The organism is Thermosediminibacter oceani DSM 16646, from assembly GCF_000144645.1.
In the GTDB taxonomy this organism is placed as follows: Bacteria; Bacillota; Thermosediminibacteria; order Thermosediminibacterales; family Thermosediminibacteraceae; genus Thermosediminibacter; species Thermosediminibacter oceani.
Map to the genome: position 1 here is coordinate 554,642 of NC_014377.1, position 22,998 is coordinate 577,639.

Genomic DNA, 22,998 nt, shown 5'->3' on the forward strand with positions numbered 1-22,998 from the left:
TATTATTTGCTTATTAAACTCATGGCTTTTTTAATAATGGCATCCGCATCTTTTATGGCTTCCGATACCGGCACCTGTATTACCGGTTTGTTTTTAAACCTTTCGGGCTTGGCTATGGCCGTCTCTATAGCCAAAATTACGGCGTCTGCTTCTCTTGCCTCTTTTTCGGTTATTTCATTTTCTATGCCCAGGGCGCCCTGGGTCTCTATCTTGATCTGGGCTCCGTTGGCTTTAGCCGCTTTTTTCAGAGCCGTAGCCGCCATATAGGTGTGCGCCACACCTGAAGGACATGCAGTAACAGCAACAATTTTCATTTTAAATCATCCTCCTTTACGAAACCCATTATATTGAGTACTTCTTCTTTATCACTGGCCTTAAAGAGCTTTTCTCTGAAATCCTCTTCCATCAGCATCGAGGCTATGCCGGACAGCAGTTTTAAATGTATATTTTCACCCCCGTCTTTGGGCACTGCCAGCAAAAATACCAGGCTTACCGGTTTGCCATCCAGAGAGTCCCAGTCTACCGGCTCTTTTAGCTTTGCTATGGCTACTGAGGTATTTATTACGCTGCCGGACCTGCCGTGAGGTATGGCTATCCCCATCCCGACACCGGTTGTACCTATTCGTTCCCTTTCAAACACGTCCTTTACGAAGGCCTCTTTTGATGTTATGGCACCGCTCTTAAACAGCATGTCGGCCATTTCGTTTATAACTTCTTCTTTTGTCTTTGCCCCCATATTAAGCTCAATAAGTTCTCTTTTTAGTATGTCTTTAATTATCATATCTACCTCTCCCTTTGAGTATCCTGGCAAACTCGTTAAAATCCCTTGCTTTAATCAGCTTTGCAACCAAAGATGGGTCATCCACGACGTCATATAACGCTTCGAATATATGCTGGAATTCCCGGTCGCTCAATTTTTCCAGCGCTATCATAAAGATGAGCTGGGCCTGGCTGCTCCCCCATTTTATCGGCTTTTCCAAAATTCCTACAGCTATATGTGAACCTATAGCATGTCCCAGCATGGCATGGGGGATAGCTACAAGGTTTCCAATGCCGGTAGAAGATATTTTTTCTCTTTGCTTGGCAGACTCTTTAAACCCTTTGGTGACATACCCCTTTTGATAAAGGCTGTCACTCATCTTATCAATAACCTCAAAGCAATCGCTTGCACTTATGCCTTTGAAAAACAGGTCCTCTTTCATGAACTTTAAAAGTATGCTTCTGTCGACATCTTCATCTTCGGACAAGATAACTGCTTTCAGCCTTCTCAGGTCATTTTTATTTAGCAGCGGGCTGATTTCTATTACGGGTATATCCATATTTTCTAAAGGTACGGTGCTCAGTATAAAGTCCGGTCTTTGCTTTATAATCTCCGAACTTTTAAAGGCAGGGTATACCCCCGTAATGGTTATATTCGGAAATGTTTTCCTTATCCTTGTGGCAAGTAACTGCGCCGTTCCCATTCCCGAAGCGCATACCACCGCTACCCTTTTTATCTGGTTACTTTCCCTGTAATTTCCTCTCTCTATGGCTGCACCGAAATATACGGCGATATAGCCCATCTCGTTTTCATCGACCTTTATTTTATAGACATCTTCCAGCACCCTGGAAGCTACCACAGCCAGCTCGAAGGCCTGCGGATACTCTTCCTTTATCTCCTTTAGAAGGGGATTTTTAAGATTCATCCCGTATTTTATTCTTGTGATGGTAGGTTTAAGGTGCAGGGCCAGGCCGTATATAAGCTCGTCGTCCGCGGTGAAATCAATCCCGTATACCCTTTTTACCTCTTCAATCATTCTGGTTGCAACCCGGTAGATTTCCTCACCTACGGCCTTTTTTATTTTTTCTTTGGATAGCGAGCCATCCTCAAGGACCTTGGTGCCCATAAGGTGCATTGTTATATAACCTATCTCAGCCTCGGGTATGGATATGTTAAATTTGCTTTCAAGGCTTTTAACCATGTCGGCGGCAACAGAGTATTCCATCTTGTCCTTGAGATTAGTTATTTCTCCGGGTGGGAGCTCGATACTCTTGGATTCCCTTATCCTCTTTACAGCAATTGCGATGTGAATTATTAGATTGGTGTAGGCTACATCGGATAGCTTGAACGGGATCCTTTCCAGTACCTCATCTATGACATCCTTTATTACCTCAATATCCACATCCTTTACAATATCGCCGATGTCCGGCAAATCGACCGCAAAGACCTTTTCATCCTTTAAACTCCTCAGGTGGTCGGACATGGCAAAGCGCAAATCCATTTCGCTTCCCTGGAGCTTCATGCCGTAATTCGGCTTTTTGAAAATCTTGATATTATGGCTTGAAAACCATTCCTCCACTTTTTCCATATCTTTTTCAACTGTTGACTTGCTCACATACAGTTCATCCGCGAGAGACTCCAGCGTAATAAAGCCATCGGCGGCAAGCAGTTTCCCCCTGATGTACCTTACCCTGTCTTCGGGAAGGGTGGGCACTATATACCCCTGGCTTTCCTTCATTATCTCTCTCAATATTCCGGAGAGTTTTTCCTCGTCGTCATATTCGAGGGAATATCCGACTCCCGGCGAAGAAATGATCTTTATACCACTTTCTTTTAATTGTTCATTAATGATCTTTATATCGCTTCTTATGGTCCTCGAGGATACACCAAGTACTCCTGCAAGGTACTCTCCGGTGACCGGTCCCTTTGATATCAAGAGTTCTTCTATGATCTTCTTCTTGCGCGCATCAAGATCCAAATTTGTTTCACCTCTTTCGACTTTGATTATAATGCATAATTTAGTATATTAAAATTTATCTATTTTCCTCATCGGATGCGGAAATAGTAAACAAAAAAGACATCCTGCAGCGCGGACTTTCCGCGGTAGGATGTCTTTTAAGCTGGCGTGATTTCAATTCCCGTCTTTATTATTTCCGATACAAAACTTATTTTATTTGCCAATTCCTCAAATTCTTCAGGTGTGTATCCCAATAGATCTGCGCCAATGTCGTAATTCCAGCACTTATAGAGTAATTCCAGCCGTTCAAAGAAGCTCATTTTTCCGAAGTCTTCAGAGACTATTGCTAGGTTGACATCGCTGGATTTTAGCGCTTCATCTCTTGCATACGATCCAAATAAGATGACTTTGTTTATTTTAATATACTTTCCGAGATTGCATATATAGTCTCTTACAATCTTCATTATTTCATCTTTTGTCTTAACCATTGCAATACCCTCTCGGTTTCTTTTAAAAACTCCCGAGCGATTTGATCGTTATACATTTTATGACTGGGTCCTCCGGCGGCATCCGGGGATCTTGAAACCATATAATGCGGGTTTAACTTTAATATTATAGTTTGCATTTCTTTCTCGGGGTTTTGATCGATCATTTCCAGCAAAGTAATCAAGTTATGAGTTTTCGGCGGGAACTCCTTATGTAAAAAAATTATGAGCGCCTTTAAAAGTTTTTCAACCGCCTGATGGCACATAAAGATGCAATAATTGTATCTTCCGGCTTTAAACATAGCTTTTGCGGTTTCAAAGTCGTATTCGGAACTTTCTACCCAATCTAAGACTTCCTGGCGCAATAAAAACAACCCCTATTAATTATAATCCATTCTTATTATATCATAAAATCGTAAAAAACTTATTGGCGAGTTAAATCTTAAGTTACTAAGTCATCTAAGAAAAGCAACGGGTACCACTGTATTTCTAAGTAATTCCCATTCATCCTTCGAAATCAGTCCCAGCCTCCAGAGAGCGATACCCGCCAACCGGTGTCGCTTTGCAATACCTATTTTTGCGATCATGCTTTGTGCAGTCTCGTTGGGTATGGAAATACCGAGTATTAATTTGCCGGGTGGAACTTCGGCTTTAGCTTTCTCTACTGCCTGAAGTACCAGATTCACCGGCTCCGGAGAGGTTCCGTAGTCGTACGCCATTATTATGATACGGTCCGCGATCTCACCCAGGGCTCTGTAATCATACCCTTTATAGGCGCTGTTTGGAGCGTGCAGGGTCAGGGTAAGGGTTTTCGAGGGATCAAGCCTTTCGGAAAGTATCCGGACAAAGTAGGTAAAGTTTTGTCGGGTCTGCAAAAGGACCTCCTGGCTTTCATTGAGGCCCAGGCCTTCCAAATCCAGGTTGACCCCTGAATAAAGTTTTGACTCCTCGGCGATGGCTGCTGCCAGCTTTTCCATGGCCTCTTTTGAAGAAAAAAGGCCAGTTATGTCCCCACCGCTATCGGTGGCGTGGATTACCATTTCCGTTCGCAGGTTATAAAGCGATGCGGCTTGCAGCACGTTTTCCCAGCCGGGAGGCCTTTGCCATCCCGTGGTGCTCATAGTAAGAAGGTTCCCGTTTTTGTCCAGGCTGTACCAGCCGAGAGCCAGCTCGTTTATCGCACCCGTATTTCCGGCTGAGTGTTCCGGATAGGGTTTGCCAAAAAGGTTGGTCCAGCTGCTGGTTTTGCTGTCGCCTAGGGCGTAAAACCCGATAACCGTCATTTCTTTAGGACCGGAAGTAATTTTTACCGTGGATGCGGCAGCATCCCATTCTACTTTACATCCGAAGGCTTCGCTGAAAAAGCGAAGGGGTATTAGCGTCCTTCCGTTTACAATCAGCGGCGGAACGTCCAGTTTAACGGGTGTGTTGTTCCGGTAGGCTGTCTTATCGCCTATACGAAGGCGAAGGTTTATATGGCCATCGCTGGCGGTAATCGTCTTTGTTTTTTGGTTCCAGACCACCGGAACGTTTAGAGCTTCGGATATGGCGCGGAAGGGGACCAGGGTGCGCCCATCTTTGATAATCGGAGAAACGTCAAAATATACCGGCAGCCCATCGATCAGGACCGAGATGCCTTTTTCCTGGGCTAAAGCCGGTGTGCTGATGCTTCCGGTCAGGGTTTCAAACAGTAAAAGGGTTAGAAAAAGCAGGCGCATTAGTTTTTGCAATTTAAGCCCCCCAATATGTTCTTTTTTCTAGGTTACGTCCTGTCTGTGAATTCATAAAAATTCTATCAAAGTGAGCAGCTGAATACAAGTCCATGAAAAACTCGGCAGGAATTTTAAAAATATTATAGAATTAAGTATCTAAATTTAAAATTTATAAAACAAGTAAAAAAGAGGGTGTCCACCTTGACCAGATACATGCTGAAGGACGTTATCGACAAGGAAAAACTCGAAGAAATACTGAAAAAATTTTCGGAAGCCACCGGCCTTGCTGCAATTATTGCCGACAGGAGCGGTGTGAATATCACAGAACCGAGCAATTTTACGAAGCACTGTAATCTGGTAAGAAGCACCGAAAAAGGGAGAAAATACTGCTATTTCTCCGACGCAAAACTCGGCCGGCTGTCTTTAAAAAAAGGGGGACCGGCCACATCCTTGTGCTATTGCGAGATTGTGGATCTTGCGGCACCCCTGGTCGTGGAGGGCCACTGCCTGGGATATATACTGTGCGGCCAGGTGTTTTTAAGGCCGCCCGACGAAGAAAAAATAGAAAGGGCGCGGAAGAGGGCTCTCGATTTCGGCCTGGACCCCGACCTTTATGTCAAGGCCTTTCTCGAGATAGAGACGGTTCCGAAAAAACATATTTATACCACCGGAGAGATGCTCCACATAATTTCAAACTACATCATCGAGCTCGGAGTGAATTCTCTTTATCAAAAGCGGCTCCTGGAAGAGACAAAAAGGCGTTCGGAATACGAAAACGCCATTAAAACGCTGGAATTAAAGGCCCTTCAGTCCCAGGTAAACCCCCATTTTCTCTTTAACACTTTAAATACGGCGGCAAGGCTGGCTTACCTTGAGAACGCCGAAAAGACCGCGGAGATAATCTATTCCCTGGCGAATCTTTTACGGTATTCGCTGAAAAATTTGGACCAACTGGTACCATTAAAAGAAGAAATCTCGTGTATAGGGTATTACCTTTATATTCAGCAGTTCAGGTATAAAGACCATATCAGAGCCGAGATCGAGTTTCCAAAAGAGCTGGAAAAGTACCTTATTCCGGTGTTGAGCCTGCAGCCCCTCGTGGAAAACGCAATAGTGCACGGGTTGGAAAAGAAGAAGGAGGGGGGTCAGGTGAGGGTAGTCGGATATGAGAAGGATACGTGCGTATTTATCGACATTATAGATGATGGCGTGGGCATTCAGGAGGAAGTGTTGAATAACATCAATAAACCGAAAATTGCGCTGGAAGGCCATACCACAGGACTGGGTATTCATAATGTAGATTTGCGGATAAAAAAGTATTTTGGCGATAATTACGGCTTAAAGATAGAGAGCAAAGTTGGAGTCGGGACAAAGGTAACGTTGAAAATCCCGAAAGTCGTCAACAGGGGGATTGGTCATGAGTTATAAGGTTCTGGTATGCGACGATGAAGCGCTGGAAAGAGAAGTGATTTCCCTGATAATTCAAAAGTCGGGGCTCCCCTTTCTTACGGTGGGTGAAGCTAGAAACGGCTACGAAGCGGTGGAAAAGGCGAGGGAATTAAAACCCGATGTGATCTTTATGGATATAAAAATGCCGGGGAAGGACGGGCTGACGGCCACCGCGGAGATAAAGGATATCCTGCCTCAGATGAAGGTGATAATAACGACGGCCTACGATGATTTCGAATTTGCCAAAGAGGCGCTGAGGCTGGGGAGCATAGACTATTTACTGAAACCTATAAGGCCCGAGGAATTTATAGCCGTCTTAAATAAACTATTGAATCTATTTGAAAGAGAAATGATGAGCAGGAAGCAGGAGGAAGAGCTGAAGAAGGCCATTAAAAAAGCGGAAAAGATGATAAAAGGCGGCATCCTCGCAAGTCTCATCATGGGAGAGGCGGAGAAAGACGAGGAAAGGGATATATTGCTAAAGCAGGCCCAATTGCTGGATATCACTTCCCTCCCCAATGCCCTTTTGATAGTAGAGCCCAATATCGATGAATTGAACACCGGTGCGGTATATGAAAGGTATAAAGTATTTAAAATTGCGGAGGAACTGATCGGCGATCTGAACGATGTGTTTTTACTGAATTTGGGGGAGAGCCTCGTCATCGGCATACAAAAGGATAACATCGATCCTCAGGTGCTGGCTTCCGCTATACAAAAAAAGGTCGAAGAGAATACGGACTTTTGCGTCACCATTAGCATAGGCGAAGCTTCGGATATCATAAACAAGACCATTTATGAGGAGACAAAAGCCAACGCCCGCCTGGGGAGGTTCTTCTTCGGAGGAAAAGTGGTTAATAAACAGGAAATGGATGAGTTAATGAAGTCTTCGGAAAAAGCCGACGATGAAATGGAAAGCCGGTTGCTGGATTATGTTACGATGGCCAATTACCAGGAGGCTTTGAGATTATTCGAAGAAATAATAAATAATCTGGTCATAAAGAGCAGGGGTTCGCTGCTTTTCTGTCAGACCCGGATCGCCGAGATAATGCTGCTCATCTGGAGGAGTGTGAGGAAGCTGGGGTGGGTCGACAACAACAGTTCTCACCTTTATTTCAATTACCTGAAAAAATTGTCGAAGGCCCAATCCCTGTATGCGCTTACCGAATGCTGCAGGAATTACTTGAGCGACCTTTTTGTGCTGAACAAAAGGTTCAAAGAGAGAAACGGCATTGTCAATGCGGTGGTCAAGTATATCAATGAAAACTATGATAAGGATTTGAAGCTGAAGGATATAACGAAGATGGTTTACCTGAATTCGGAATATTTCAGCCGCTTGTTTAAGAAAGAAGTGGGGTGCACCTATGCGGAATACCTCACGCGGGTTAGAGTCGAGGCTGCCAGGAAATACCTGTCAAATCCCGCACTCACGGTAGCCGATGTGGCAAGAAAAGTCGGCTATCATGACCCGAATTATTTCAGCAAAGTGTTTAAAAAGGCAGTTGGGGTAAGTCCCACAGAATATAGAGTAAGTTTAGGCATAACGCAAAACGAACAGTCCCTCGCTTAGCAGGGCTGTTCGTTTTTATTTTACTCAAATTCCTCTGAAAAAATATGACTCATTTCATTGATTTTTTTGCACTAATTTTCAAAGAGAAATATCGCGGTTCAAGAAAATGCAGTCCTCAGGTCGACTTAATCCAGAGGTATGAGGAGGGGACTGCAGAAGAATATCTTATAAAAAAATTTTAATTTCGGAGGTGTTTATTTCAATGAACGGAGAAGCGCTGGGCATGGTAGAGACCAAAGGATTGATCCCCGCTATAGAGGCGGCGGACGCAATGGTGAAGGCTGCAAACGTCAAGCTCGTTGGGTATGAAAAGATAGGTTCCGGTCTGGTGACGGTGATGGTCCGGGGCGATGTGGGTGCGACCAAGGCGGCTACCGATGCAGGTGCGGCTGCGGCCAGAAAAGTAGGAGAGGTCGTCTCGGTCCATGTCATTCCGCGGCCTCACAGCGATGTGGAAAAAATCCTGCCGAAATCAGAGTAATAAAATAGTGCCGCATAAGGAGGTGGCATAAAGTGGATGAATTGACTATAAAAAAGCTGGTCAAAGAGATAATCGGTAAGGTGGATGCGGAAGAGAAAAAGCCGGCATGTCCCGCTATAACGAATCCGGGAGTCACGGAATTTGTGGGCACGGCTATAGGCGACACCATAGGCCTTGTTATTGCAAACATTGATTCCAAGTTGCTGGAGAAAACGGGGTTAGATAAGAGGTTCCGCTCAATAGGCATTTTGGGAAGCAGGACCGGGGCGGGGCCGCAAATAATGGCCGCCGATGAAGCTGTAAAGGCCACGAATACCGAAATAGTTGCTGTTGAACTGGCCAGGGACACAAAAGGCGGTGCCGGGCACGGTTCGCTCATAATTTTCGGCGCCGAAGAGGTGTCCGACGCGCGGAGAGCTGTGGAAGTGGCTTTAAAGGAATTGCCCAGGACCTTCGGTGACGTTTACGCCAATGACGCAGGGCACCTGGAATTTCAATATACCGCCAGGGCGAGTTATGCCGTTGAAAAGGCCTTCGGAGCCCCACTGGGCAAGGCCTTCGGGCTCATAGTCGGAGCGCCGGCGGCCATCGGCGTGGTGTGCTGCGACACAGCCGTAAAGGCAGCGGAAGTTGATATAGTCGGGTACGCCAGCCCGGCCAAGGGCACCAGTTTTACCAATGAGGCCATTCTATTTATCTCCGGCGATTCTGGGGCTGTAAGGCAGGCTTTGATAGCCGCCCGCGAAATCGGCAAAAAACTGCTGGCCACGTTGGGCGAAGAGCCCAAGCCCTTGAGCACGCCGTACATCTAATCCGGGAAAGGGGGGAAACCGAGGATGAAGTCAAAACGCTTCCAGGTACTGGCCGAAAGACCGGTAAACAAAGACGGTTTTGTCGCTGAATGGCCGGAAGTTGGGCTAGTAGCTGTAGACAGCCCCAACGATCCCAAGCCCGGCATTAAAATTGAAAACGGTAAAATCGTCGAGATGGACGGCAAAAAAAGAGAAGATTTCGATATGATAGAACAGTTCATAGCGGACTACGCCATAGATGTCGAAATGGCCGAAAAGGCCATGAAAATGGATAGCCTGGAAATAGCCAGAATGCTGGTGGATATAAATGTCCCCAGGGAACAAGTGGTAAAGATAGCCAGCGGCCTCACGCCCGCCAAGATCGTTGAAGTTGTTAAAATGCTCAACGTTGTAGAAATTATGATGGCAATTCAAAAGATGCGGGCCAGGAAAAGGCCGGGCAACCAGTGCCATGTGACAAACCTGAGGGACAACCCTGTATTGATAGCAGCCGACGCCGCAGAAGCGGCGCTGAGGGGTTTTGACGAAGAAGAGACCACCGTGGGTATCACCAGGTATGCGCCTTTCAACGCGCTGGCTCTTCTCATCGGCTCTCAGACCGGGCGGGGAGGCGTGCTGACCCAGTGCGCACTGGAGGAAGCCTTCGAGCTCACCATCGGCATGAGGGGATTTACGTCCTACGCCGAGACCATCTCCGTCTACGGCACGGAACAGGTTTTTGTGGACGGGGACGACACGCCATGGTCCAAGGCTTTTCTCGCTTCCGCCTACGCCTCAAGGGGTTTGAAGATGAGGTTTACGTCGGGCACGGGGTCCGAAGTTCAGATGGGTTACGCCGAAGGGAAATCGATGCTTTATCTGGAAACCCGCTGTGCTATGATCGCGAAGGGCGCAGGAGTGCAGGGACTGCAAAACGGCTCTATAAGCTGTATAGGTGTCCCGGGAGCCGTGCCTTCCGGCATAAGGATAGTGGCAGGCGAAAACCTGATAACGACCATGCTCGATCTGGAGGTGGCTTCGGGCAGCGATCAGACCTTCTCCCACTCCGACATAAGGCGTACGGCCAGGACCCTGCTCCTGATGCTGCCGGGTACGGACCTCATTTTCTCCGGCTACAGCGCCGTTCCCAACTACGACAATATGTTTGCGGGTTCCAATTTTGATATTGAGGACGTGGACGACTATCTTGCCCTCCAAAGGGATTTGATGGTGGATGGCGGCCTGAGGCCGGTCACCGAAGAGGAAGTCATAGCGGTGAGGAATAAAGCGGCCAGGGCTTTACAGGCTGTGTTTAAGAAGCTGGGGCTGCCGCCCATAACCGACGAGGAAGTGGAAGCCGCGACGTATGCCCACGGCTCCAAGGATATGCCTTTGAGGGACGTAAACGAAGATTTAAAGGCTGCAACGGAAATTATGAACAGGGGAATACACGGCCTTGACATCGTAAAAGCCCTTGCAGAAAGCGGTTTTACGGACGTGGCACAAAACATATTTAACATGCTGAAACAGAGGGTTGCCGGCGACTATTTGCATACTTCCGCGGTCCTCGACGAAGACTTCAACATCGATTCTGCCGTGAATAACCCCAATGACTATATGGGTCCCGGCACGGGCTACAGGCTGTCTGCGGAAAGATGGGAAGAAATAAAGAATATCCCGCAGGCGTTAAGACCGGAAGACTTCAACAAATAATACCGGACTGGGAAAGGAGGGTATGATGTTATGATAAATACGGAAATGGTCGTCGAGGAAGTAGTTAAAGAGGTCCTGAAGAGGCTGGCCGGAGAAAGGGAAAAAGTCGCGGAAGATTATGCGGTTGGAAACCCCGCGGGCAAGGAACTCCTTCTGGAGGAAATGGGAGAAGCAAAGCCGGGGGCCAGGGAAGAAGAAGTGGTAATAGGTGTTTCCCCTGCCTTTGGGGTTAAATTTAAGGAAAACATCAACGGCATTCCTCTGGCGGACATATTGAGGGAAATAATGGCGGGCATTGCTGAAGAGGGCCTGAATTCAAGGGTGATCCGCGTAAGACACACTGCTGATGTGGCTTTTATAGGCCATACTGCGGCAAAACTTTCCGGTTCGGGTGTGGGGATAGGGATACAGTCAAGAGGGACCGCCGTTATACACCACAAAGACCTGCAGCCGTTAAATAACCTTGAGCTTTTCCCGCAGTGCCCCGTGATGACGCTCGATACCTACAGGGCCATAGGGAAGAATGCGGCCCTGTATGCCAAAGGAGAATCTCCCACGCCGGTGCCGGTGATGAACGACCAGATGGCCAGGCCCAAGTTTCAGGCCAAAGCCGCCGTCATGCATAATTTCGAGACCCAGTACGTGAAACCCGGCTTAAAGCCAGTGGAGCTGAAAGTTTGCTTCAGCAAAGGAGGTACCAGCTGATGATAGACGAAAAGGCGCTGGAGGAAATAGTCCGGCAGGTTCTGGAGGAGCTCGGCAGCCATAAAAAGCAAGTAAAGGCTGAAATAAAAAAGGATGAAGGCCTGGACCCCAAGCTCGACTTTCCGCTGTCTAAAAAGAGGCCGGAGCTTCTGAAATCGGCAACGGGGAAGAAGTTCACGGAAATAACCTTTGAGGAAGCCCTCAGAGGAAATGTCCGGGCGGAGGATTTTAGAATATCGCCTGATACCCTTTTGATACAGGCCGAGATCGCGGAAAGGGTCGGCAGAAAACAGTTCGCCAATAATTTGAGGAGGGCAGCGGAGCTCACTCGGGTGCCCGACGAGAGGATACTGGAGATATATAACGCCCTGAGACCTTACAGGTCGACGAAAGAAGAACTTCTGGCCATTGCCGATGAACTGCAGCAAAAGTATGATGCCCCCATATGTGCCGCCTTTGTGAGGGAAGCGGCCGAAGTGTACGAGCGCAGGAGAAGGTTAAAGGGGATGGAGTAATATTGCAATAAGGTAAGATAATGGAGGCAGTGCCATGATTATCGCAGGTGTCGACATCGGCAACAGCACCACGGAAATAGCCCTGGCGAGGATAGTAAATAACAGGCCGGAATTTATAGCCAGCGGCATCGCAAAGACCACCGGGATTAAAGGTACGGAAGACAACATCCTGGGGATCAGGCTCGCCCTGGAAAGCGCCGTCAAAAAGGCCGGGATAGATATGAAAGAAGTAAAACTGCTGCGGTTGAACGAGGCTACGCCGGTGATATCCGATGTCGCCATGGAGGCCATCACCGAAACGGTGATTACCGAATCGACCATGATAGGGCATAATCCGTCGACACCGGGGGGAGTTGGGGTGGGGGTAGGTATCACTACCCCCATATTCGGTCTGAACTCCAGGCACCCCGGCGAAAAGGTGATCCCGGTAATCCCTAAAAACGTGGATTTCGAGGATGCTGCAAAAATGATAAACGATGCCCTTTTGAGAGGCGTCGATGTCCAGGGCGCTATTGTTCAAAAGGACGACGGTGTATTGATATCCAACAGGCTGACCAAAAAAATCCCTATCGTCGATGAAGTATCGCTCATCGAAAAGGTTCCTCTGAATATGCCGGCCTGCATCGAAGTGGCCGAACCGGGATTTACTATCAAGACCCTCTCGAACCCTTACGGAATAGCCTCGGTGTTCAACTTAACCCCTGAAGAGACCAAAAATATAATCCCCATCGCCAGGGCGCTGATAGGCAATCGCTCGGCTGTGGTCATAAAGACACCCCGGGGCGACGTAAAGGAGAGGAAGATCCCTGCAGGCCAGATAAAGTTGAAAGGCAGAAACGGCACACTGGTGGTCGATCTGGAAGAAGGCGCCGACAAAGTCATGCAGGCTTTGGAGCAGGTCTGGCCTTTGGTCGATGTGGAAGGGACTCCCTCCACCAATGTGGGCGGCCTTATAGCCCGGGTTAAAGAAGTGATGGGGCAGGTCACCTACCAGGATATGAGGAAAATCAAAATTCAGGACATACTGGCGGTGGATGTGCTGGTGCCCCAGAGGGTGACGGGTGGGATAGCCGAGGAGTTTTTCACCGAGGATGCGGTGGCCGTGGCGGCCATGGTGAAAAGCTCGAAACTACCCATGGAGAAGATAGCTGAAAAAGTGGAAAGAGAATTGAATATTCCTGTAGAAATAGCAGGCGTCGAAGCCAATATGGCCGTATTGGGGGCCCTGACTACGCCCGGGACCGATGTTCCTGTAGCTGTTCTGGACCTCGGTGGAGGATCTACCGATGCGGCCTTCATGAACAGGAAAAAGGAAGTAGTCAGCATCCACATGGCGGGGGCCGGGGAAATGGTGAATATGATAATAGCCGCGGAACTGGGACTTTCCGACAGGCAATTGGCGGAAGACATCAAGCGCTACCCGGTGGCCAAGGTGGAGAGCCTGTTTTCCATAAGGATGGAAGACGGCACCGTCCGCTTTTTCGAAAAACCCCTGGACCCGCAGACTTTTGCGAGAGTATGCCTGCTGAAGGAGGGAAGTCTGGTCCCGCTTCCTCCGGACTTGCAGCTGGAGAAAGTGAGGCAAGTCAGGAGGAAGGCAAAGCAGAAGGTTTTTGTGTCCAATGCGGTGCGGGCTCTTTCAAAAGTGGCGCCTTCGGGCAATCTCCGGCTGATCGATTTCGTAATAATGGTAGGGGGTTCCGCCCTGGACTTTGAGATCCCCGAGATGATTTCGGAAGCCCTGGCCGGTTACGGTATCGTTGCCGGCAGGGGAGAGATAAGAGGCAGTGAAGGGCCGAGGAATGCGGTGGCGACCGGATTGGTGCTCTCGGGGTGGGAAGGGAAGCCATGAGAGCTTACGAAGAGATAAAGCCCGCGGTGGTCATATACTGCGAGGACGAAAACGCCGGCAGTGCATACTTGAACCGGATATGCGAAGGTCTGGAGGAAGAAGGAGTTCCCTTTGAAGTAGTAATAAAATCCGGGGATGAGCCGGAGTTTATGGCCCAGAACGCTGCCAGGGACTCCAGGATAGGGATAGGCATTTTTCTCGGCAGGGACGGAACCTGCCTTCTGCAGCATACAAAAATGCCCTACAACATGCCCGTAATGAAAATTCACGGGAGATTGGCATCAGCCGGCGATTACAGGCGGTTGGGGGCGAATGCAGCGCGGCTCGCCAAGAACGTGCCGTTAAGCTTTTAATCGGCGAGGGAGGGGAGAGCTTGAAAGGAGACGGAGCTTTTGGTCTGGTGGAAACCGTGGGGCTTGTAGCCGCGATAGAGGCGGCGGATGCGGGCTCGAAGGCTGCCGATGTGAAAATAATAGGTTATGAAATGGCCCGGGGTGGGGGCTTGACTACAATCAAGTTCGCCGGCGATGTGGCGGCGGTGAAAGCGGCGGTGGACGCGGCAAAAGCGGCGGCCGAGAGAGTGGGGCGCGTCTACGCCGTCCACGTCATATCGAGGCCCGCGGACCAGATCAGGCCGTTATTCGGGGGAAATATAGAAAAAGAAAAAGAGGGCGGGGAGCCGGGAGAGACGGCTGGATCGAGTGAGCGGGAATCCCATGAAGATATTCCGGGCTCCAGCGAATCCAGCTGCAATATTTGCAAAGACCCCGCCTGCCCCAGGAAAAAAGGGGAACCCCGCAGCTACTGCATCCACTATAAAAAAAGATGAGATTCCGGCTAAACTCTTGCCGGTGAGGTGAAAGGCGTGCTGGACGATTTGGACCTAAAGGAAATAGTGCAAAAGGTCAAGGAAAAGTTATCGGAGATGAGCGGATATCCAAAAGTCACCATCAATGTTTCGGCAAGGCATGTGCACCTTTCGAGTGAGCACCTGGAAATACTGTTCGGCAAAAATTATAGGCTTTCCCCCTTGAGGGAACTGATGCAGCCCGGGGAATTCGCTGCCAAAGAGACGGTCATAATAGTAGGCCCCAAGGGGATTATTCAGAACGTGAGGGTTTTGGGCCCCGTTAGAAAAAAGACCCAGGTGGAGATTTCAAAAACCGATGGTTTTGTCCTGGGGATCGACCCTGTCGTGAGGGATTCGGGAAATCATGAGGGTTCTTCGGGGTGCGTCCTGGTGGGGCCCGCCGGCGGTGTCAGGATCGAGGAAGGAGTCATAGCAGCCATGAGGCACATACACATGCCGGTTCAGTTTGCGGAAAAGTACGGGATTAAGGACAGGAGTTTTTTAAAGGTTCTGGTGGAGGGCGAAAGGAAGGTGGTCTTCGACAGGGTGCTTGCCAGGGTTTCCGACAATTTCGCCCTCGAGATGCACATCGATACCGACGAAGCCAACGCTGCCGGAGTCAGGAGCGGGGACAAGGGTTTTATACTTCTGGAATGATTCCACCCGGTGCGCGATGGGACGGAAGGAGATATTCTTATGGACCTGACCGGTGAAAAGCTCTGCGAAAAATTTGCTTCCTGCGTGAATTCAAGGCCCCTGAAAAGGGCTGCAAGGTACAGGGTGGGAGTTGACCTGGGTACAGCCAACGTGGTGGTGGCGGTCGTGGATGAGGATGGCAGGCCGGTGGCCGGAAAATTAAAGAGGGCCCAGGTGGTAAGAGATGGCCTCGTGGTGGATTTCGTGGGGGCGAGGGACATACTCACCAAGATGGTACGGGAGCTTTGTGAGGAATTGGGGGAGGAGCTGGTTGATGCTGCGTGTGCGGTTCCCCCCGGAACGGGAGCGGCGGATTCAAAGGCGACCATGTACGTGGTCGAAGCAAGCGGCCTGGAAGTCAGAAACATAGTCGACGAGCCCTCGGCTGCAGCGAAAGTCCTGGGGATAACCGACGGGGCGGTAGTGGACATAGGCGGCGGCACCACGGGGATATCGGTCTTAAGAGGGGGTAAGGTGGTATACACCGCCGACGAGCCGACGGGAGGCACCCATTTCACCCTGGTTTTGGCGGGACATTTTAATTTGCCTTTCGATGAGGCCGAAAATATTAAGCTGGATGAAAAAAATCAGAAAAGGCTGTTTCCCGTACTCAAGCCTACAATGGAGAAGGTTACGGATATAACCGGGAGGCATATACGGGGTTTTGACGTAAAAGCAGTTTATCTGGTGGGCGGTGCCAGCGCCCTGTACGGCCTCAAGGACGTGATGGCCGATGCCCTCGGCCTTGAGGTGGTCGTCCCCAGGTACCCGCTTTACGTTACTCCGCTGGGCATTGCCCTTTCATGCCCGTAAGGAGGGGTGAACTTGGAAGACCTGAAGGAAAAAATAAGGGAAATCGTGATGGAAGTCGTAAAAAAATATTATTCCGAGAAAGTCCTGGTTGTCGTCACAGGGGGCATCGTAAACTTCGATGTATCGCTGAGGGAATTGGCTGCACTGAAAAGAGAGCGGGAGATATCTTATACTCTGCTCTTCAGCCGGAATGCCGCTAAGATCCACGATGTGAAGGCGGTCACGCGGCAGCTTGAGCCGGAGAGGGTAGTAATCGACGGAGAAGAAATAAAGTGCATAAGGAAGTTTCTAAAACCCTTTAAAGCCGTAGTCGTGGCGGCCTTAAGCAGAAACACCGCATCCAAAATAGCAAACCTTTTTTCGGAAAACCTCACCGCCGAAGTAATTATCGATGCTCTGATGCTGGGCATCCCGGTGATAGCCGCAAGGGATGCAGCGGACCCCTGTTCGGAAGTGTGGCGGGACCTGGGCTTTATCTGGATGGGGACCGCTCTGCGGAAGGCCTACGAAGACGTTTTGAAAAAGGTAGAGGAATACGGCGTGGTTTTGTGCGATTCGGATGAGTTAAAACAAAAGCTTGAAGCGGTCTTATGGCAGCCGAAGGCAAAAGCCCCTGACGGCGTGCGGGGCGTGGCTTCATCCGGGGCGTATATAGAAAAAAATATAGTCACCGTTCAGGACCTGATACCTTTCCGCGGAAAAAGCGATGAAATATGTATCCCGCAAAATGCGATCCTTACCCCGCTCGCTGTGGACTTTATCAGGGAAAACGGCGTTAAAGTCTATAGAAAATGAGGTGGGAAATTGATAATAGCAAAAGTGGTGGGAAACGTGGTGGCGACAAAAAAAAACGAAGGCCTCGTTGGAGAAAAACTCCTGATAGTAAACCCCATCAAGAGGAAGGACAAGAACGGCTGGTCACTAATTGAAGAGGAAAACCTGATCGTGGCTGTGGACAGCGTGGGGGCGGGGATAGGCGAAACGGTGCTTCTGGTGACGGGGAGCACTGCTTCTAAAATTATAGAACACAAAAACGCCCCGGTGGACGCCGCGATAATTGGCATTATCGATGAAATCGAAATGCATTGAAAAAGAGGGAATTTACATGAGAATTTACTCGAAAACGGGAGACGGCGGAAAGACCGGCCTTCTGGGGGGCGGAAGGGTTGCAAAACATAACATCAGGGTAGAAGCCTACGGGACCGTTGACGAAGCGGTAGCTTTCATCGCTTTCGCCCGCTGCAACGCCCGCACTCAAAGGACCAGGGATTTGCTGTTGAAAGTCGAAGGGGAACTCTTCAAATTGGCGGCTGAACTGGCCTGCCCCCAGCCGGAGGAGATTTTGAAAGAGACCATCTCAGATGATGACGTAGCGTGGCTGGAGAGGACCATCGATGAAATTTCGGGGGAAATCAGCTTTAAAAACGACTTTGTACTGCCCGGGCCATACGCGTCTTCGTCGTCGCTGCATATGGCGAGAACGGTGGTCAGAAGGGCCGAAAGGCAGGTTGTCGGGCTTTCGGCGCAAGAAAGAATAAGGCCTGTGATTTTAAGGTACCTGAACAGGCTGTCCGATTTTCTCTACATCCTCTCCCTGTACGAAGAGATGGGAGAGGTGATCCGAAGGTCTGTGGAAGAATTGAAAGACAGGCTGGCGGGCGGGGAGTTTTGCAGCGCGGGAAAGGTGGGGAGTATGGACCTGGAGACATCCCTTAAAATGATCGAGAAAGCCGAAAAGAAGGCAAAAGAAATAGGAAGGCCGGTGTGCGTGGCTGTTGTGGATGCGGGGGGCGGATTGGTAGCCTTCCACAGGATGGACGGTGCCCTGCCCGTAAGCGCGGAACTCGCTGTAAACAAAGCTTTTACGGCCGTCATGCTCAGGATGGAGACATCCCGGCTCTCGAAGCTTGCCCGGCCTGAAGGAGAATTGTACGGGATTAACACAGCCTGCGGCGGGAGAATAGTGACCTTCGGTGGAGGCATTCCCGTTTTTTACGGCAAAATACTGGCCGGAGGCATCGGCGTAAGCGGTGGGACGGTAGAGGAGGACGAAATTATAGCCAAAGCCGGCCTCGCGGCGGTAACCAACCTTGGGAGGTGACATCAATGGTCGACGAAAAGGTTGTGGAGGCCATAGCAAAGAGAATCATAGAGGAATTGAATTTGTGCGAATCCGGCTCTTCTGGAGGAGAATCAAGAGAAGAGCTTGGGATCTTCGATAACCTGGACGATGCGGTAGAGGCGGCGTCTCAGGCTCAAAAGAGGTTCGCTGCCCTGGACCTTGAAAAGAGGGAGGAGATTATTCAGGCCATAAGGGAAGCGTGCCTGAACAACGCCAGGTACCTTGCCGAGCTGACTGTGAATGAGACGGGGATAGGGCGTGTCGAGGATAAAATTGTAAAAAATATTTTGGCCGCGAAAAAGACCCCGGGGACGGAAGACCTAAGACCCTCCTGCTGGACGGGGGACCACGGGCTAACCCTTGTCGAGATGGCCCCTGTAGGAGTCATTGGCTCTATAACTCCCGTTACGAATCCGGTGGCCACGGTAATCAATAACTCGATCAGCATGCTGGCGGCGGGGAACGCTGTGGTGTTCAATCCGCACCCCTCGGCCAAGCGCAGTTCCAACAAGGCCGTGGAGATAATAAACGAGGCCATCATGAAAGTGGGAGGCCCGAGGCACCTCGTCAATTCCGTCGCCGAGCCGACGATAGAGACCGCAAAAGCCCTGATGGCTCACCCCAAGGTCAATCTCGTCAGCGTGACCGGGGGCAAGGCGGTGGTGAGCGAGGCTTTGAGGTCCGGCAAGAAGGTCATAGGAGCCGGTGCGGGCAATCCCCCCGTCGTCGTCGACGAGACGGCGGATATCGTAAAGGCCGCCCATGATATTTACTGCGGCGCCAGCTTTGACAATAACCTCCCCTGCATAGCCGAGAAAGAACTGATAGCGGTGGAGGCCGTGGCCGACATGCTTCTGGAGCGGCTGGCCAGGGAAGGAGCATATATACTCAGGGGGAAGGATGTAGAAAAAATAACGGAAGTTGTGTTCGATGAAAATCATAGGATAAACAAAAAGCTGGTGGGTAAAGATGCCTCGTTTATCCTGGAGCAGATCGGCATCCAGGTCGGTAAGGATGTGAGGCTGGTAGTGGTTCCCGTGAATCCGGAGCACCCGCTGGTTCATCACGAACAGCTTATGCCGGTACTGCCCTTCGTCCGGGTCCCCAATATCCAGGAGGCGGTAGAGTTGGCCGTCAGGGCTGAGGGCGGAAACAGGCATACGGCCGTAATGCATTCCAAAAATGTGGATAATATGACAAATTTCGCCAGAGCCATACAGACCACGATCTTTGTGAAAAATGCGCCTTCATACGCGGGGATAGGTTTCGGCGGGGAGGGATATGCGACCTTTACCATAGCAGGACCTACCGGCGAAGGGCTGACTTCCGCCAGAACCTTCACGCGGCAGAGAAGGTGCGTGCTGGTCGATGCCTTCCGAATCATATAGGGGAAGAGGAATGATTGCTATGGATGTCTCGAAAAAAATAATTGAAGCGGTAAAGGATGCAGGAGTAGTGGGGGCCGGAGGAGCCGGGTTTCCGGCCCATATAAAGTTAAATGCAAAGTGTGAAGTAGTAATAGCGAATATGGCCGAGTGCGAACCGTTGCTTTTTACGAATCAGGCGCTGATACAGCATCACCCCGATGAAGTGCTGCAGGGGCTGCAGATAGCAATGCAGGCTACAGGGGCGAAAAAAGGTGTGATTGCCCTAAAAAAGAAATACGAAGCCTGCAGAAAATCCCTGGAAGGGAAAATAGGGTATTACGAAAATATCGTAATTCACGAACTGGAGGATTTCTACCCCGCCGGTGATGAGCATGTTATGGTAAAAGAAGTTTTGAAAAGGACCATACCCATGAGCGGCATACCTTCCGATGTGGGGGCGGTGGTCCATAATGTAGAAACCCTTTACAACATTAAAAGAGCCTACCGCGATGGAAAGCCCGTCACCGAAAAATTCGTGACCGTTGCCGGTGCCGTAAGGCATCCCCTGGTGGTTAAAGTCCCAATAGGCCTCAGGTTTTCCGAGCTTCTTGATCTTGCCGGAGGGCCTGCTGTAAAAGATTATATTTTGGTCCACGGCGGGCCCATGATGGGCAGTGAAGTAGACGCCGGCGACACGGTGACCAAGACCACTTCAGCCCTTTTGGTAATCCCGGATGGCGCTTTTCCGCATATTTCGAGGAGAGCCAGGATGGAGGTGCTGCTGAAGAGGGCCAAGGCTGCCTGCTGCCAGTGCAGGATTTGCACCGACATGTGCCCCCGGTATCTTCTGGGGCACAGCCTGGAGCCCCACAGGATAATGCGCACCGTCTCCTACGGTCTACCGGATACTGAAGCGGTCAAGAACTCTTTGCTGTGTTCGGAATGCGGGCTGTGTGAAATTACGTGTCCGATGGGCCTCAGCCCAAGGAGGATAAATTCCAGGTTAAAAAGGCTTCTGCAGGAAAAAAGGATAAGGTTTCCCAAGTCGAATGTAGAAAGGGAAAGGCCCGAGAGGGAAAGCAGGAAGTATCCCACAAAAAAGCTCATCGCGAGGCTTGGCCTGTACAATTATTCCCACCAAATACAATACGCCAATGTAAGGATTGACGCAAAAGAAGTGAAATTGATGCTGCGGCAGTACGCCGGCCTCGAGCTCGTCCCGCTGGTGAAGGAAAAAGACGAAGTCAAAGCTGGGGAATTGATAGCAAAGGCTCCGGAGGGAAAACCCGGCATAAATCTTCACGCCAGCATTGACGGGGTAGTCGCAGGTATTGACGGATCATCGATCGTGATAAGAAGAGGATGAGGGGGGTCGACATGAAAGCACTCGGACTGTTGGAGTTCTGCGAGATAACCAGGGGGCTGGTGGCTTCGGACAGCATGCTGAAATCGGCTCCGGTAGAACTGATTACCGCCACCAGTGTGTGCCCCGGCAAATTCATCGTTTTGATTACCGGCGAGGTAGGCGCCGTCAAGAGCGCCTTAAAGACGGGAAGGGAGTCTTTCAACGAAGGAGTTATCGACGAACTGCTTATACCCAATCCCGATGAATCATTACTTTCCGCCCTGTGGGGTACTGCGGACGTGAATATGGAAAGACAATCCCTCGGCCTGATTGAAACTTTCAGCGTAGCTTCGGCGATAAAGGCTGCGGATGCGGCGGCCAAGGGTGCCAACGTGGTGGTCGCGGAGGTAAGGCTGGCAAGAGGAATGGGTGGAAAATCGGTCGTTGTAATTCTGGGTGAAGTTAGTGCCGTAAAGACCGCCGTGGAAAACGGTGTAAGGGTTGTGGAAGAAGGGCTTTTGGTCAGCCATGCGGTAATAAGCAATGTAAATCAACAGCTGTTGAGAGAATGGATTTAAAATACCTTCCTCTTCGGCAGGTATTCATTCTTCATAAATAAATACTTCCTCTAAATTTATCAAAACAACTGTTGTAGTCTTGAAGCAGGAGATTTGTGGTAAGCAGGGTTTCCGCAAAGTAGCATTGGAATTTAAACAATATTAACCCGCTGATCGTCACCAGCGGCTTTGTTATGTTTTTTCCTTCCGCGCCTTTTCTACAGCTTCTATGAAAAGCTTCAGGCTGGAAGGAGGAATTTTTTTATCTTTGGCTTTTTTGAAGACCTCTTGATACTCGTATGGGATCTCCTCATTTTCCTTTACCAAAAAGTTTCCGGAGATTTCTTGGTCTTCGTCTTCCAGAAACCAGCTGACCGGTTTACCCGTATAGGCGGAAAGCACCCTGAGCACCTTTTTGGAAGGTTCGCGCTTCCCGGTGGCGTACTTTTGCAGGGTCGTATAGTGAATTTTGTAGCCCGTTTTTTCATAAATTTTATCGGCCAGCTCCGCATAGGACAGGTTTCCCTTAATCAAGCCTATTTTTTTACTCATTTCAGACATAGGATCTCTCCATTAATCAGAATTAGGATAATGACAAAAAGTCTAAAATCGTCGAAAAAAAGATATAAACCGAGGTATTTTGTCTAAATTGCTTAAAATAAGCTGATTTTACCCTAAACGACAAATTGACTAAAATAGACAATTTGTCTATAATTAAAATGTTGCCTATTTAATTTTAAATCCTCTTCAGAATATGTTACAAATTTCTCAGGTACATGTCAAGGTTTCTTGAATAATACCGCCACGGAGTTGGTCGTCGATGGTCGGAATCGTCATGGTATCCCATTGCAATCTTGCTCCAGAACTACATAAGACCCTGGAAACGGTGATGGGGGTTCAGCAGAACCTTGAGTCCGTTGGGCTGCACCCGGGAGAAAGCAAGGAAAATTTTAAACTCAGAGTGGCGGAGGCTGTATCCAGGGTGAATAGCGGAAACGGTGTGCTCATCCTGGCCGACCTGTTTGGGGGGACGCCCTGCAACGCCTGCTTTGAACTTATGGGGTCGGAGTTTAAGAATGCGAAGATAGACGTTATCACGGGTTTGAACCTGCCCATGGCGGTGCAGGCCTGCCGGGAGAGCTGCGCAAAAAATCTGAAGGAACTGGTCGATATCGTAAAAAAAGCCGCCAGGGACAGCGTAATGAGCTATTCGGATATGCTGATGAAGTGAAGCCACCTGCCGTAAAAGCGGGTGTTTTTA

The 22,998-nt window shown here is 49.6% G+C and carries 26 protein-coding genes; 19 read left to right on the forward strand and 7 right to left on the reverse strand.

Annotated elements, in window-relative coordinates; all coding sequences use genetic code 11:
* Positions 1–2 precede the first annotated feature (2 nt).
* From TOCE_RS02730 to TOCE_RS02755, 6 genes are all read right to left on the reverse strand, one after another.
* The gene (locus tag TOCE_RS02730) at positions 3–314 is read right to left on the reverse strand and encodes a PTS fructose transporter subunit IIB (RefSeq protein ID WP_041423838.1); all 312 of its coding nucleotides are present in this window, start codon (positions 312–314) and stop codon (positions 3–5) included.
* Positions 311–781 (reverse strand): PTS sugar transporter subunit IIA, encoded by a 471-nt coding sequence (locus tag TOCE_RS02735; RefSeq protein WP_041423839.1) that lies wholly within the window; start codon positions 779–781, stop codon positions 311–313. The genes TOCE_RS02730 and TOCE_RS02735 overlap by 4 nt, the downstream gene beginning before the upstream one ends.
* Positions 771–2,738, reverse strand: a complete 1,968-nt coding sequence (locus tag TOCE_RS02740) for a BglG family transcription antiterminator (RefSeq protein ID WP_013275363.1) — start codon at positions 2,736–2,738, stop codon at positions 771–773. The genes TOCE_RS02735 and TOCE_RS02740 overlap by 11 nt, the downstream gene beginning before the upstream one ends.
* A 137-nt stretch (positions 2,739–2,875) precedes the next feature.
* Complete coding sequence (locus TOCE_RS02745; protein WP_013275364.1) at positions 2,876–3,205, reverse strand: nucleotidyltransferase domain-containing protein; 330 nt, start codon at positions 3,203–3,205, stop codon at positions 2,876–2,878.
* Positions 3,181–3,504, reverse strand: a complete 324-nt coding sequence (locus TOCE_RS12865) for a HEPN domain-containing protein (protein WP_425358476.1) — start codon at positions 3,502–3,504, stop codon at positions 3,181–3,183. The genes TOCE_RS02745 and TOCE_RS12865 overlap by 25 nt, the downstream gene beginning before the upstream one ends.
* Before the next feature lie 153 nt (positions 3,505–3,657).
* A complete protein-coding gene (locus TOCE_RS02755) occupies positions 3,658–4,920 on the reverse strand; it encodes a stalk domain-containing protein (protein WP_041424030.1) in 1,263 nt (420 codons plus the stop codon).
* A gap of 186 nt (positions 4,921–5,106) precedes the next feature.
* Between TOCE_RS02755 and TOCE_RS02760 the strand changes: the two genes are divergently transcribed.
* The 18 genes from TOCE_RS02760 (at position 5,107) to TOCE_RS02845 (ending at position 21,758) form a co-directional block, all read left to right on the forward strand.
* Positions 5,107–6,342 (forward strand): sensor histidine kinase, encoded by a 1,236-nt coding sequence (locus TOCE_RS02760; RefSeq protein WP_425358472.1) that lies wholly within the window; start codon positions 5,107–5,109, stop codon positions 6,340–6,342.
* Positions 6,332–7,930, forward strand: a complete 1,599-nt coding sequence (locus tag TOCE_RS02765) for a response regulator transcription factor (RefSeq protein WP_013275368.1) — start codon at positions 6,332–6,334, stop codon at positions 7,928–7,930. The genes TOCE_RS02760 and TOCE_RS02765 overlap by 11 nt, the downstream gene beginning before the upstream one ends.
* A 202-nt stretch (positions 7,931–8,132) precedes the next feature.
* Positions 8,133–8,411: an ethanolamine utilization microcompartment protein EutM gene (gene eutM, locus TOCE_RS02770; protein ID WP_013275369.1), complete on the forward strand. Its 279-nt coding sequence runs from the start codon at positions 8,133–8,135 to the stop codon at positions 8,409–8,411.
* 32 nt (positions 8,412–8,443) lie between these two features.
* Positions 8,444–9,223: a propanediol utilization microcompartment protein PduB gene (gene pduB / locus TOCE_RS02775; RefSeq protein WP_013275370.1), complete on the forward strand. Its 780-nt coding sequence runs from the start codon at positions 8,444–8,446 to the stop codon at positions 9,221–9,223.
* Positions 9,224–9,247: 24 nt separating this feature from the next.
* Entirely contained in the window at positions 9,248–10,915 is a 1,668-nt protein-coding gene (locus TOCE_RS02780; protein ID WP_013275371.1) for a propanediol/glycerol family dehydratase large subunit, read from the forward strand.
* A 30-nt stretch (positions 10,916–10,945) separates the two neighbouring features.
* Positions 10,946–11,620 (forward strand): propanediol/glycerol family dehydratase medium subunit, encoded by a 675-nt coding sequence (locus tag TOCE_RS02785; protein ID WP_013275372.1) that lies wholly within the window; start codon positions 10,946–10,948, stop codon positions 11,618–11,620.
* Positions 11,620–12,135 carry a diol dehydratase small subunit gene (locus TOCE_RS02790; protein ID WP_013275373.1) on the forward strand — a complete coding sequence of 172 codons (516 nt, stop codon included), beginning with the start codon at positions 11,620–11,622 and terminating at the stop codon, positions 12,133–12,135. Before TOCE_RS02785 ends, TOCE_RS02790 begins: the two co-directional genes overlap by 1 nt.
* A gap of 34 nt (positions 12,136–12,169) precedes the next feature.
* Positions 12,170–13,987 carry a diol dehydratase reactivase subunit alpha gene (locus tag TOCE_RS02795; RefSeq protein ID WP_013275374.1) on the forward strand — a complete coding sequence of 606 codons (1,818 nt, stop codon included), beginning with the start codon at positions 12,170–12,172 and terminating at the stop codon, positions 13,985–13,987.
* Positions 13,984–14,340 (forward strand): glycerol dehydratase reactivase beta/small subunit family protein, encoded by a 357-nt coding sequence (locus TOCE_RS02800; protein WP_013275375.1) that lies wholly within the window; start codon positions 13,984–13,986, stop codon positions 14,338–14,340. The genes TOCE_RS02795 and TOCE_RS02800 overlap by 4 nt, the downstream gene beginning before the upstream one ends.
* 20 nt (positions 14,341–14,360) lie before the next feature.
* Entirely contained in the window at positions 14,361–14,816 is a 456-nt protein-coding gene (locus TOCE_RS12870) for a BMC domain-containing protein (RefSeq protein ID WP_013275376.1), read from the forward strand.
* A 96-nt stretch (positions 14,817–14,912) separates the two neighbouring features.
* The gene (gene pduL, locus TOCE_RS02810) at positions 14,913–15,494 is read left to right on the forward strand and encodes a phosphate propanoyltransferase (RefSeq protein WP_049817936.1); all 582 of its coding nucleotides are present in this window, start codon (positions 14,913–14,915) and stop codon (positions 15,492–15,494) included.
* Positions 15,495–15,533: 39 nt separating this feature from the next.
* Positions 15,534–16,346, forward strand: a complete 813-nt coding sequence (gene eutJ, locus TOCE_RS02815; RefSeq protein WP_013275378.1) for an ethanolamine utilization protein EutJ — start codon at positions 15,534–15,536, stop codon at positions 16,344–16,346.
* Between the two features lie 12 nt (positions 16,347–16,358).
* Positions 16,359–17,141, forward strand: coding sequence for a flavoprotein (locus tag TOCE_RS02820; protein WP_013275379.1), 783 nt, complete (start codon positions 16,359–16,361; stop codon positions 17,139–17,141).
* Positions 17,142–17,150: 9 nt separating this feature from the next.
* Entirely contained in the window at positions 17,151–17,435 is a 285-nt protein-coding gene (locus tag TOCE_RS02825) for a EutN/CcmL family microcompartment protein (RefSeq protein WP_013275380.1), read from the forward strand.
* A 16-nt stretch (positions 17,436–17,451) separates the two neighbouring features.
* Positions 17,452–18,447 carry a cob(I)yrinic acid a,c-diamide adenosyltransferase gene (locus tag TOCE_RS02830; protein WP_013275381.1) on the forward strand — a complete coding sequence of 332 codons (996 nt, stop codon included), beginning with the start codon at positions 17,452–17,454 and terminating at the stop codon, positions 18,445–18,447.
* 5 nt (positions 18,448–18,452) lie between these two features.
* Entirely contained in the window at positions 18,453–19,856 is a 1,404-nt protein-coding gene (locus tag TOCE_RS02835) for an aldehyde dehydrogenase family protein (RefSeq protein ID WP_013275382.1), read from the forward strand.
* A gap of 19 nt (positions 19,857–19,875) precedes the next feature.
* Positions 19,876–21,201 carry a 4Fe-4S dicluster domain-containing protein gene (locus TOCE_RS02840; RefSeq protein WP_013275383.1) on the forward strand — a complete coding sequence of 442 codons (1,326 nt, stop codon included), beginning with the start codon at positions 19,876–19,878 and terminating at the stop codon, positions 21,199–21,201.
* Positions 21,202–21,212: 11 nt separating this feature from the next.
* Complete coding sequence (locus tag TOCE_RS02845) at positions 21,213–21,758, forward strand: BMC domain-containing protein (protein WP_013275384.1); 546 nt, start codon at positions 21,213–21,215, stop codon at positions 21,756–21,758.
* 171 nt (positions 21,759–21,929) lie between these two features.
* On the opposite strand, the gene TOCE_RS02850 is transcribed toward TOCE_RS02845, so the two are convergent.
* Positions 21,930–22,298, reverse strand: coding sequence for a helix-turn-helix domain-containing protein (locus tag TOCE_RS02850; protein ID WP_013275385.1), 369 nt, complete (start codon positions 22,296–22,298; stop codon positions 21,930–21,932).
* Between the two features lie 259 nt (positions 22,299–22,557).
* Between TOCE_RS02850 and TOCE_RS02855 the strand changes: the two genes are divergently transcribed.
* Positions 22,558–22,968 (forward strand): PTS sugar transporter subunit IIA, encoded by a 411-nt coding sequence (locus tag TOCE_RS02855; RefSeq protein ID WP_013275386.1) that lies wholly within the window; start codon positions 22,558–22,560, stop codon positions 22,966–22,968.
* Positions 22,969–22,998: the final 30 nt, after the last annotated feature.